This window comes from Gammaproteobacteria bacterium, assembly GCA_019911805.1.
Taxonomy (GTDB): domain Bacteria; phylum Pseudomonadota; class Gammaproteobacteria; order Thiohalobacterales; family Thiohalobacteraceae; genus JAHJQQ01.
Map to the genome: position 1 here is coordinate 1 of JAIOJV010000053.1, position 12,086 is coordinate 12,086.

A 12,086-nucleotide genomic window follows, 5' to 3' on the forward strand; every position below is an offset into this window, starting at 1 on the left:
ATCCCGAATCCCGAATCCCGAATCCCGAATCCCGAATCCCGAATCCCGAATCCCGAATCCCGAACCCTCACCGCTTCATCGAATCAAAAAACTCGGCGTTGGTCTTGGTGTCCTTGAGCTTGTCGAGCAGGAACTCCATGGCGGCGAGTTCGTCCATGGGGTGCAGCAGCTTGCGCAGGATCCACATCTTCTGCAATTCGTCGGGCTTGGTGAGCAGTTCTTCACGGCGCGTGCCCGAGCGGTTGATGTTGATCGCCGGGTAAACGCGCTTCTCGGCGATGCGGCGGTCCATGTGGATCTCCATGTTGCCGGTACCCTTGAACTCCTCGTAGATCACGTCGTCCATGCGTGAGCCGGTCTCCACCAGTGCCGTGGCCAGGATAGTCAGCGAACCGCCTTCCTCGATGTTGCGCGCGGCGCCGAAGAAGCGCTTCGGACGCTGCAGGGCGTTGGCGTCGACACCGCCGGTCAGCACCTTGCCGGACGATGGCACCACGGTGTTGTAGGCGCGCGCCAGACGGGTGATGGAATCGAGCAGGATGACCACGTCGCGCTTGTGTTCGACCAGGCGCTTGGCCTTCTCGATGACCATCTCGGCGACCTGCACGTGGCGGCTGGCTGGCTCGTCGAAGGTCGACGACACCACTTCACCGCGCACCGAACGCACCATCTCGGTCACTTCCTCCGGGCGCTCGTCGATGAGCAGCACGATCAGGTAGCACTCGGGGTGGTTGGCAGCGATGCTCTGGGCGATGTTCTGCAGCAGCATAGTCTTGCCGGCCTTGGGCGGCGATACGATCAGACCGCGCTGGCCCTTGCCGATGGGCGAGGCGAGATCGATGACGCGCGGCGTGATGTCTTCGGTGCTGCCATTGCCGAGTTCCAGCTTGAGGCGCTGGGTCGGGTGCAGCGGGGTGAGGTTCTCGAACAGGACCTTGTTCTTGGCGTTCTCAGGTGAGTCGAAGTTGATCTCACTGACCTTGAGCAGCGCGAAGTAGCGCTCACCCTCCTTCGGGGGCCGGATCTTGCCGGAGACTGTGTCACCGGTGCGCAGGTTGAAGCGGCGGATCTGGCTGGGCGAGACGTAGATATCGTCGGGGCCGGCGAGATAGGAACTGTCCGCCGACCGCAGGAAGCCGAAACCGTCCTGCAGGATCTCCAGCACACCATCGCCGTAGATGTCTTCGCCGCCCTTGGCGTGCGATTTGAGGATGGAGAAGATCACCTCCTGCTTGCGCGAGCGGGCGGCGCCGTCGATGCCCATCTCCTGGGCGAGTTCGATGATTTCAGAGGCGGGTTTCTGCTTCAGTTGGGTGAGATTCATGAGTTGTTCGAAGATGTGTGAATGAAAAACGGGCTGTTGGGGGTCACGACACAAAGCCCGAGCGGGCTGGGAACTACGTACTGAACGGGGGGGTGCCGGTGACGGCGGAAAATCAAACTTAGGAATATTTTTCTAACCTGAATGGGGCAAGGCTAGCATGCCGGTGGGGCAGCGTCCAGCCCGGCGATGCGGGCCGGACACCACTTTTGTCAGAGATTGCTGTCGATGAAGGCGGTCAGCTGTGACTTCGACACGGCGCCCACCTTGGTCGCCTCCACACCGCCGTTCTTGAACAGCATCAGGGTCGGGATCCCGCGGATGCCGTACTTGGGTGGGGTCTGTGGATTCTCGTCGATGTTCAGCTTGGCGATCTTGATCTTGCCGGCGTACTCGTCGGCGATCTCGTCCAGGATCGGTGCAATCATCTTGCACGGGCCGCACCACTCGGCCCAATAGTCCACCAGGACCGGTTCACTGGACTTTAGCACATCGCTCTCAAACGATGCATCGGTGACATAGACAATACGATCGCTCACAAATGAGTCTCCTGAAGTAGCTGCGGTCTGCCCGGCAGGCAGCCCCTGATCATCCCAGTGTCACCGCGTCCGGTGTTTGATCCGGGCGCGCGCTGCGGCCTGCGCGACGGCCCGCTGGAGTCATCATCGCCGGGTGCGGCGGGCGGCTCACGGGGGGGGCAGGGCTGGAATGATGGGTCAGAGTCGTGGGCCGGGCATCGGATGGCTGCCATTCTGAGCCCAACCCGCCGCGCAATGCAAGCCCGCCGCCGCTGCCTGCACGGTTATGCGTCGGCCGGTTTTCGGTTATGCTGCGCCGTTATGGCGCAACAACATCTAACGGAATGTCGATTCACCACCCTCGGGCTGGCCGAGTCGATACTACAAGGGCTCGCGGCAGCGGGGTTCTCTCAATGCACACCCATCCAGGCACAGACCCTGCCGCTGGCGCTGCTGGGGCGGGATGTCGCCGGGCAGGCGCAGACCGGGACGGGCAAGACGGCCGCCTTCATGCTGGCGCTGTTCCAGAATCTCCTGACCCGGCCGGGCCCGGCGGATCGCCGTCCCAACCAGCCGCGCGCCCTGGTGCTGGCGCCGACCCGTGAGCTGGCCATCCAGATCCACGCGGACACGCAGCTCCTCGGCAAATACACGGGGTTGACGTACGCCCTGTGCTACGGCGGCACCGGCTACGATCAGCAGCGCAAGGATCTGGAGGCGGGGGTGGACATCCTGATCGGTACACCCGGTCGCATCATCGACTACTTCAAGCAGCATGTCTTCGATCTGCGCGCGGCCCAGGTGGTGGTGCTGGACGAGGCCGACCGTATGTTCGATCTCGGTTTCATCAAGGACATCCGCTTCCTGCTGCGACGCTGTCCACCACCTGAGCAGCGCCAGGGGCTGCTGTTCTCGGCGACCCTGTCGCTGCGCGTGACCGAGCTCGCCTACGAGCACATGAACAACCCGGAACTGATTCGTATCGAACCCGAACAGGTCACGGCGGAGCGGGTCCGGCAGGTGCTGTACCACACCGCCAACGAAGACAAAACACGGCTGTTGATCGGCCTGCTCAAGCATATGGATCCGCGCCGCAGCATCGTCTTCGTCAACACCAAGCGTGTTGCCGACCGGGTCTGGGGCTACCTCGAGGGTAACGGCTTTGCGGCGGCGATCCTGTCCGGGGACGTCCCTCAGCACAAACGTCAGACGCTGCTCGCGCGCTTCCAGGCAGGTGACCTGCCGGTCCTGGTGGCTACCGATGTCGCGGCCCGCGGCTTGCACATCCCCGAGGTCAGCCATGTCTTCAACTACGACCTGCCGCAGGATGCCGAGGACTATGTGCACCGCATCGGGCGCACGGCACGCCTGGGGGCGGAGGGTGATGCCATCAGTTTCGCCTGTGAGACCTATGTCTACTCCCTGCCGGAGATCGAGGCCTATATCGGCCACAAGATCCCGGTAGAAACGGCGGGGGATGCGCTCCATGCCGAGTTGCAGCCGCCGGTGAAGGTCGAACGCTGGCCGCGCCGCCCCGGTAGCCCCGGAGGCCCCGGCGGTAAGAAGCGCAATGGAGGTGGCTCGGGCCGCGCGGGCGGCGGGGGGCGTGGACGCCGCCGCCAGGGCGCGGACAGCTGACCCGGGCGAGGTCCGGGTGGACATGGGTTCCGGGTACGCCCCCGCGTCGAGGGGCGGTGGATACGGATGGATACGGGGGGTTCCCAGTTCATGCAGTTGAACCAGGTGATCGACTGGCTGCAGGGGCCTCGCGCCGAACACACGGCGCGGGTGGCCGCCCTGCTGCTCGGCGTCTGGGTACTGTACCGGCTGGCGGTGGTGGTCTGGCAGGTGGTGCCGGCCCCGCCCCTGCCGGACGTGGTGCTGGAGCCGGCGGCACCCACGACGGCGGCGGCTGCGATGCGCCAGGGGGTGGACATCAGTACTGTCGTCAATTGGCACCTGTTCGGTGCACCCGGCGAGACCGGTGCACCCACGGGCCCCGTGCCCATCGACGCGCCGGAAACCCGGCTCAATCTGGTCCTGCGCGGCGTGCTATCCTCCGGCGATTCTAAGAGCGCCTACGCCATCATTGCCGAACCCAATGGAAAGGAAAACTTTTTCCGGATCGGATCGGCCCTGCCCGGTGGAGCCGAGTTGGTCGAGATCCATCCCGATCGCATCATATTGAAGCGTGCCGGGCAGCACGAGACCCTGCGTCTGCCGCGAGACGGGCTGGAGGGCGGGGCGCCGACGCGCGCCCGGTCGCCTGGGTCCGCAGCAACCGCGTCCTCCGGTCCGGCCGACACGGCCGGGGAACTGCTGGCCGACTACCGCCAGCGCATGGCCGAAAATCCGCAGTCGCTGCTGGATCTGGCCCGGCCGGTGGCGTACAACGATGCGAACGGCTTCGCGGGATTCCGGCTGTTTCCGGGCAACAATCCCGCGTTGTTCGGGCAGCTGGGCCTGCGGCCGGGCGATCTGGTCAAGGCCGTGAACGGTATCGTGTTGGACAGTGCCGTGCGCGGGGTGGAGGGGATGCAGAGCCTGGCCGAGGCCAGGCAGCTGAATCTGCGTATCGAGCGCGCCGGTCAGGAGATCGATCTGTCGGTCGATATCCCGTGAGTTGCGCCGCCGGTCGGTTGTGGAGCGAAGCCGCGACCGCCGACGCACGCATAACAACAACAGGCCCTAGAGTATGGATTCTATGAAGGCGGCAGGCATGGCGGGTGCGAAGGGCTCAGTGCGGGCGGCGCTGGTGTTGATGCTGGCGCTGGCATGGCAGACGGCCTTCTCGACCAGCGTCACCCTCAACCTCAAGGATGCCGACATCAATGCCCTGATCGGCACTGTCGCCGAGGTCACCGGAACCAACTTCATTGTCGACCCGCGCGTCAAGGGCAAGGTCACGGTGGTATCCGCCAAGCCGATGGAGTCCGACGAGATCTACCAGGTCTTTCTGTCCATTCTGAAGGTACATGGCTATGCCGCGGTCCCCAGCGGCTCCGTGGTCAAGATCGTGCCCGACGTCAACGCCAAGTCCGAGGGTGTGCCGGTCGCGACCGGTCAGACGCCGGGGCGCGGCGACGAGGTGGTCACCCGCGTCATCGCGGTCAACAACGTCTCCGCCGCCCAGCTGGTGCCCATCCTGCGCCCGCTGGTTCCCCAGCAGGGGCATATGGCCGCCTACCCGGGCACTAATCTGCTGATCATCTCCGACCATGCCGAGAACATCGAGCGCCTGGTCGAGATCGTGCGGCGCATGGATCAGCAGAGCGACAGCGAAATCGAGGTCATGCCGCTGCAGCACGCCTCGGCCGTCGAGGTGGTGCGCATCATCACCGCCCTGGACCGACCGCAGCCGGGCCAGCCGCAGGGGGCGGCCGGCGGTGGCCCGACAGTGATCGCCGACGAGCGCACCAACAGCGTGCTGATCGGCGGCGACAAATCCGACCGCCTGCGCCTGCGCATGGTCATCTCGCACCTGGACACGCCCCTCGACCGGGGCGGCAACACCCACGTCATCTATCTCAAGTACGCCAAGGCGGAGGATCTGGTACAGACCCTGACCGGCGTCAGCGCCAGCATTGCCGAGGAGAAGAAGGGTGAGCCGCCCGCAGGCCAGGGCGCCGTTACCATCCAGGCCGACGAGAACACCAACGCGCTGGTCATCAACGCGCCGCCGGATGTATTCCGTTCGCTGGCGGCCGTGGTCCGCCAACTGGACATCCGCCGCGCCCAGGTGCACGTCGAGGCGGTGATTGCCGAGATCTCCTCCGACAAGGCGGTCGAGCTCGGCATCCAGTGGCGTGCGACCACCGATCTCTCCAACAATGGCATCCTCGGCGGTACCAACTTCGGTGGCACCGGTACGTCGATCAATGCCGCGGCGACGAATCCGCTGGCCACCGGCGACGGCCTGAGTCTGGGTTATTTCGAGGGCACCTCGACCATCTTCGGTACGGAGTTCCTCAACCTGGGGGCGCTGGTGCGGGCGTTGGCCTCGGACTCTGCGAGCAATATCCTTTCCACGCCGAACCTGGTGACGCTGGACAATCAGGAAGCCGAGATCATCGTCGCCCAGAACGTGCCCTTCATCACCGGTTCCTACTCCAGTACCGGCGCCGCCGAAGGGGCGTCCAATCCGTTCCAGACCATTCAGCGCGAGGACGTCGGTCTGACACTCAAGGTCAAGCCACAGATCAACGAGGGCGATGCCATCCAACTCGAGATCGAGCAGGAGATCTCGAGTGTCGGCAACAAGGCGGATGCCGTCGACATCGTGACCAACAAGCGTTCCATCAAGACCACGGTGCTGGTCGAGGACCGGCAGATGATCGTACTTGGTGGTCTGCTGGACGACACGCTGAGCGAGAACGTACAGAAGGTGCCGCTGCTCGGTGACCTGCCGGTGGTCGGCAATCTGTTCAAGTCACGCAAATCGACCAAGACCAAACGCAACCTGATGGTATTCCTGCAGCCGTCCATCCTGCGGGATGCGGCCTACTACACCTCGACCAGCGCGGCCAAGTACAACTACATCCGCGCCCGCCAGATGCAGCTGCGCGAGACCGGCGTCAATCTGCTGCCGAACGACGCGGCACCGGTACTGCCGGAATACCCGCGGCCGGGGGTGTCGGAAGGCCCTGAGGTCAAACCCTATCTGGATCAGGACACGCCGGCTCCGGCGTCGCCCGGGGCGTCCACCCCAACGCCATGAGTGACTCCGCGCTGAGCGCAATCCTGGAGGAGCCGGTGGCAGCCACCCCCGCCGCCCCCGGCCGGCCGAGCTTCGCCTTCGCCAAGCGCCACGGTGTGCTGGTCAGCGGGGAGCGCGACGGCAGCGTGATCGTGCGCCATCGCCCCGATGTCAGTTTGGCCGCACTCGCTGAGTTGCGGCGCTTCCTCGGCCGGTCCCTGGTCCTGGAGGTTGTCCCGGCGGAGCGTTTCAACAGCCTGTTGACCGACGCCTACGAGACCGAGACCAGCCAGACCATGCTGATGATGGAGGACCTGGGTGAGGACACCGACCTGTTCCGCATCGCCCAGCAACTCTCCGAGCCCGAAGACCTGCTGGACTCGGAAGACGATGCGCCCATCATCCGTCTGATCAACGCGCTGTTCACCGAGGCCATCAAGGAAAACGCCTCGGACATCCACATCGAGACCTTCGAGAGCCGCTTGGTGGTGCGGTTCCGCGTCGATGGCGTGCTACGCGAGGTGTTGCAGCCGCAGCGTGGGATCGCGCCCCTGATCGTGTCGCGCATCAAGGTCATGTCCAAGCTCGACATCGCCGAGAAGCGCCTGCCGCAGGACGGCCGCATTTCGCTGCGCGTCGCCGGTCGTGCAGTGGACGTACGCGTCTCGACCCTGCCCTCCGGGCACGGCGAGCGGGTGGTGCTGCGCCTGCTCGACAAGCAGGCCGGGCGCCTCGACCTGGAGCATCTGGGCATGGCGCACGAGGCGCGGCTGACCATGGATCGGCTGATCCACCGGCCGCATGGCATCATTCTGGTCACCGGTCCGACCGGCTCCGGCAAGACCACTACCCTGTACGCGGCACTGACCCGGCTCAACGATCGCAGTCGCAACATCCTCACCGTCGAGGACCCGATCGAGTACTACCTCGACGGCATCGGTCAGACCCAGGTCAACACCAAGGTCGACATGACCTTCGCACGCGGCCTGCGCGCCATCCTGCGCCAGGATCCGGACGTGGTGATGGTCGGTGAGATCCGCGACCTGGAGACCGCCGAGATCGCCGTGCAGGCGAGTCTCACCGGCCACCTGGTGCTGTCGACACTGCATACCAACAGCGCGGTCGGCGCCATGACCCGTCTGCGCGACATGGGCGTCGAGCCCTTCCTGCTGTCGTCGAGCGTGATCGGCGTGCTGGCGCAGCGCCTGGTACGGGTGCTGTGCCCGCAGTGCAAGCAGCCCTACACCGCCAGCGCCGGTGACTGTGCCATTCTGGATCTGCCGGCTGACAATCCGCCGACGCTCTACCGGGCGGTCGGCTGCGCGGCCTGCAGCAACCTCGGCTATCACGGCCGTACCGGCATCTACGAACTGATCGAGATCGACGACCCGCTGGCCAGCATGATCCACGCCGGCGCCAACGAACCGGAGATGGAGCATTACGCCCGTACCCACTCGCCCAGCATCCGTCAGGACGGCCGCCGCCGCATCCTCGAAGGTAAGACGACGCTGGAAGAGGTGTTGCGGGTGACGCGTGAGGATTAGATGCAAGAGACAAGAGACAAGATGCAAGTAAATGCGCAATACCGTGTCAAAGGCTTTACTTGTCTCTTGTCTCTTGTCTCTTGCATCTGCATGTAAATGCCTGCATTCGAATTCATCGCACTGGACAGCGCCGGTCGCCAGCACAAGGGTGTGCTGGAGGGCGACAGTCCGCGTCAGGTGCGCCAGCAGTTGCGCGAGCGGCAGTGGACGCCGCTGTCGGTGCAGGAGGTGGCGGCGCGCGAGGCCAGGGCGGCGCGCGGCTTCAGCCTGCGGCGCGGCGTGGCGGCCGGCGATCTGGCGCTGTTGACACGGCAGCTGGCGACGCTGGTCCGCTCGGGCCTGCCGCTGGAGGAGGCGGTGCGCGCGGTCTCGCAGCAGACCGAGAAGGCGCGCCTCAAGAGCATGCTGCTGGGTGTGCGCGCCCGGATCATGGAAGGCCACACGCTGGCCGCCGGTCTGGCGGAATTCCCGCACGTGTTCCCCGAGTTGTACCGTGCCACTGTCGGCGCCGGCGAGCAGTCCGGTCACCTGGATGTCGTGCTGGAGCGCCTGGCCGACTACACCGAGAGCCGCCAGCAGCTCGGCCAGAAGATCCAGCTGGCGCTGTTCTACCCCGCCATACTCACGCTACTGGCCATCTCGGTGGTGGTACTGCTGCTCACCTACGTCGTCCCGCAGGTGGTGCAGGTATTCGAGAATATCGGCCAGCAGCTGCCGTTGCTCACCCGTGGGCTGATCGCGGTCAGCGATTTCCTGCGCGCGTATGGCCTGGCCCTGCTGGTGCTGCTCGGCGTCGCCGCTGGCGTGCTGGCCTGGATGCTGCGCAAGCCCGGGCCGCGCCGGCAGTGGCACCGTCTACTGTTGCGCATGCCGCTGGTCGCACGCCTGGTCCGTGGCCTGAACACGGCACGCTTCGCGCGCACCTTCAGTATCCTGCTGGCCTCGGGCGTGCCGGTGCTGGACGCCCTGCGCATCGGTGCGGAGGTGATCGGCAATATGCCCATGCGCGAGGCCGTGGAGGACGCGGCCCGCAAAGTGCGTGAGGGCGCCAGCATTTATTCGGCCCTGGACAAGAGCCACTATTTTCCCCCACTGACCCTGCATCTGATCGCCAGCGGCGAGGCCTCCGGCAACCTCGAAGACATGCTCGAGCGCGCCGCCACCAGTCAGGAGCGGGAGATCGAGGTACTGGTCGCGACGCTGCTCGGCCTGTTCGAGCCGCTGTTGATCGTATTGATGGGTGGCCTGGTCCTCATCATCGTACTCGCCATCCTGCTGCCCATCTTCGACCTCAATCAGCTGGTCAGATAGCGTCGGACCGGCCGAGTACCGTCGTCCGGGGTACGGGAAATCCTTTTTTGCCCGTGCATTCCGCCTCTTCTATGGCTGGATTCTGCCTTGATGCCGGTGCCCCTCGAGGAGGGGGAATAAACCCTCGCGTGCCGCCGTCTTCCCGCTATGACAACGGGGAGACTGTTGCCCATGAACATCGTCTGCCGTATCTGTCGCGCATGGATCTTGCGTCAGCGGATCGAGTCCCACCGGTCGCAGCTCGAACGGGTCGCCTTCGCCTGGGGGCATGACGCCGTACTCGCCCGCCACCTCGCCGCGAGTGCCGGGCGTATGGCGGCGCACGACCTCTCCCTGTTCCGCGCCGGCAGTCGGCTGCGCGTAACGCTGTTCCGGTCCCTGCTGGACGGCTTCCGTATCTATCAGCGCGACAACCATGAGGTCCTGAACTTCGTCCCCAGGGAAAAGATGTCGGCGGCGCGCCGGCCGCTGGTGCACCGCGTACGTCAGGCCCTGGGTCAGCTCGACGACCTGCAGCGGCTGATCGTGGTGCTGGTGGATATCGGCGCCTGCAGCTACACCGAGGCGAGCCAGGTGCTGGGTATTTCGCGTGCGGAACTGTTGGCGCAACTCTGCCACGCGCGCGTCCACCTGAAGCTGCAGCTGCTTGACGCCGGGCGTACCGGGCAGAGCGCAGTGCGCCTCCAGCCATGGTGCGCGAAATGACACCGAAAAATCATTCCTGCCGAACAGGCGGCAGGAAGACACTGCAACACAAGCAAGTCATGCAGTGGCTGTTGAGCGGCGCCCGGGCGAAGCGTATGGCCTGGCCCGTGTTTTTCCCGTGTGACCCCGTGGCAATACGGTACTTCGGATGAAACGGCCGCCTTCGTCCTACGAAATGCTGGTGTCGTTCGCCGATGGCCAACTCGACGCCAATGATCGCGAACGGGTGCTGACCTTGCTCGACATGGACGCCGAGCTGAGCCGTGAGGTATGGGAACTGCGCAAACTCAAGGACATGGTCGACCTGTCCTATCAGGACCTGCCCGAACTCCTCGCGCCCTTGCCGGGTACGTCGCCACGCCGTCGGGGACGGTTGACAGTGGTGGTCTCCATCGTCGTACTGGTGTTGCTCACCTATCTGCTGCTGCTCGCCACTGGCCTGCTGGCGCCCCCCGGCACCTGATTCACGCCCGATCCCGGATCCAGCGACCTTGTCGGTGCTGTCCGCGGCAGTCTTTATCAACCTGAACAACGTACTTCAGCCACGCAAGCACAGGGAAGACGCTGCGATGAAACAGCGTCGCAACGCTCCGGCTCACCACATGGTGGGTGAGGAGTACTGTTGTGTGCAACGTATGATCGTGACCGTGTTGTTCCGTGTGCGTACGTGGCAAATGCGGTTTTTGGGATCAATATCCACCTGCAGATAGGAAATCGCCGCGCATTGCGCGAGAATGCGGGACGGATTCCACTACCCGCCCGGCATGAAATTCAAATTCCTCACCCGTTCGCTCCGGCACCGCAACTTCCGGCTGTATTTTTTTGGACAACTGCTGTCGTTGAACGGCACCTGGATGCAGAGTATCGCGCAGGCCTGGCTGGTCTACCGGTTGACCGATTCGAGTTTCATGCTGGGGCTGGTGAGCTTTCTCAATCTGGCGCCGGTGCTGGTGCTGGGGCTCGCGGCCGGGGCGCTCGCCGACCACTATTCGCGCTACCGGCTGCTCTGGATGACGCAGACGCTGGCGATGCTGCAGGCCTTCGTCCTTGGCGCGCTCACGCTGAGCGGGTATGTGCAGGTGGGGCATATCCTGGTGCTGGCAACACTGCTCGGCATCATTCATGCCTTCGAGATCCCGGCGCGACATGCGCTGGTGGCGGGGCTGGTCGACCGTGTCGACCTGCCCAATGCCATCGCGCTCAATTCCAGTCTGTTCAACCTGGCGCGCTTCGTCGGTCCGGCGCTGGCGGGTCTGCTGATCGCAGTGTTCGGCGAGGGACCGCTGTTCATCCTGAACGGGCTGTCCTTCCTGGCGGTGCTGGTGGCACTGGCGGCCATGCGGCCGCGCCCCAGGATGCATGTGCGCCCCAGCGGCGGCAGCGGCGGGCCCTGGGCCGCGCTGCGCTTTGCGTGGCGCCAGCCGCCGTTACGCTATGCGCTGGCGCTGGTGGCCCTGGTGGCTTTGGTGGGGACGCCCTATCTGGTGCTCATGCCGGTGTTTGCGCGCGACGTGTTCGGCGGCGATGCGCAGCAACTCGGCCTGCTGGTCGGTGCTTCCGGCTTCGGTGCCCTGCTCGGCGCCTTGCGGCTGGCGCAGCGTAGGATGAGCACGGGTCTGGAGCGCGTGATCGCGGTTTCCGGTCTGCTCGCCGGCCTCGGCCTGCTGCTGTTTTCTCAGGCCAGCAGCTTCGCCTTCGCCCTGGCGAGCCTGCCCATCATCGGCTTCGCCCTTACCTCGCTGGTGGCGGGCACCAATACCTTTCTCCAGCTCGAAGTGGAAGACAGTCTGCGCGGCCGCTTGATGTCGCTGTTCTCGGTGGTGTTCCTGGGTTCCGCGCCGCTCGGCAACCTGCTCGCCGGCAGCGTCGCACAGCACATCGGAGTCGCCCACACCGTCGCCGCCTGCGGGGCGATCTGCCTCATCGGCGGCGCGGTGCTCGGCTATGGCCTGTGCCGCAGTGCGGCGGCGCAGCGGGACTGAGGAGATGGA

The 12,086-nt window shown here is 65.1% G+C and carries 10 protein-coding genes; 8 read left to right on the forward strand and 2 right to left on the reverse strand.

Going from position 1 to position 12,086, the window contains the following annotated elements:
* Positions 1 to 67: 67 nt before the first annotated feature.
* Both rho and trxA read right to left on the reverse strand, forming a co-directional pair.
* Positions 68 to 1,324, reverse strand: coding sequence for a transcription termination factor Rho (gene rho, locus K8I04_06380; protein ID MBZ0071336.1), 1,257 nt, complete (start codon positions 1,322 to 1,324; stop codon positions 68 to 70).
* Positions 1,325 to 1,533: 209 nt separating this feature from the next.
* Positions 1,534 to 1,860 carry a thioredoxin TrxA gene (trxA, locus tag K8I04_06385; GenBank protein MBZ0071337.1) on the reverse strand — a complete coding sequence of 109 codons (327 nt, stop codon included), beginning with the start codon at positions 1,858 to 1,860 and terminating at the stop codon, positions 1,534 to 1,536.
* A 300-nt stretch (positions 1,861 to 2,160) separates the two neighbouring features.
* On the opposite strand from trxA, the gene rhlB reads away from it, so the two are divergent.
* The 8 genes from rhlB (at position 2,161) to K8I04_06425 (ending at position 12,077) form a co-directional block, all read left to right on the forward strand.
* Complete coding sequence (gene rhlB, locus K8I04_06390; GenBank protein ID MBZ0071338.1) at positions 2,161 to 3,477, forward strand: ATP-dependent RNA helicase RhlB; 1,317 nt, start codon at positions 2,161 to 2,163, stop codon at positions 3,475 to 3,477.
* A gap of 90 nt (positions 3,478 to 3,567) precedes the next feature.
* Complete coding sequence (gene gspC / locus K8I04_06395) at positions 3,568 to 4,461, forward strand: type II secretion system protein GspC (GenBank protein ID MBZ0071339.1); 894 nt, start codon at positions 3,568 to 3,570, stop codon at positions 4,459 to 4,461.
* Between the two features lie 73 nt (positions 4,462 to 4,534).
* Positions 4,535 to 6,556, forward strand: a complete 2,022-nt coding sequence (gene gspD / locus K8I04_06400) for a type II secretion system secretin GspD (GenBank protein MBZ0071340.1) — start codon at positions 4,535 to 4,537, stop codon at positions 6,554 to 6,556.
* Positions 6,553 to 8,079 carry a type II secretion system ATPase GspE gene (gene gspE, locus K8I04_06405; GenBank protein MBZ0071341.1) on the forward strand — a complete coding sequence of 509 codons (1,527 nt, stop codon included), beginning with the start codon at positions 6,553 to 6,555 and terminating at the stop codon, positions 8,077 to 8,079. The genes gspD and gspE overlap by 4 nt, the downstream gene beginning before the upstream one ends.
* A gap of 96 nt (positions 8,080 to 8,175) precedes the next feature.
* Positions 8,176 to 9,390, forward strand: coding sequence for a type II secretion system inner membrane protein GspF (gspF, locus tag K8I04_06410; protein MBZ0071342.1), 1,215 nt, complete (start codon positions 8,176 to 8,178; stop codon positions 9,388 to 9,390).
* A gap of 171 nt (positions 9,391 to 9,561) precedes the next feature.
* A complete protein-coding gene (locus K8I04_06415) occupies positions 9,562 to 10,095 on the forward strand; it encodes a hypothetical protein (GenBank protein ID MBZ0071343.1) in 534 nt (177 codons plus the stop codon).
* A gap of 148 nt (positions 10,096 to 10,243) precedes the next feature.
* Positions 10,244 to 10,558, forward strand: coding sequence for a hypothetical protein (locus K8I04_06420; protein ID MBZ0071344.1), 315 nt, complete (start codon positions 10,244 to 10,246; stop codon positions 10,556 to 10,558).
* Positions 10,559 to 10,859: 301 nt separating this feature from the next.
* Positions 10,860 to 12,077, forward strand: coding sequence for an MFS transporter (locus K8I04_06425; GenBank protein ID MBZ0071345.1), 1,218 nt, complete (start codon positions 10,860 to 10,862; stop codon positions 12,075 to 12,077).
* The last annotated feature ends 9 nt before the right edge of the window (positions 12,078 to 12,086 follow it).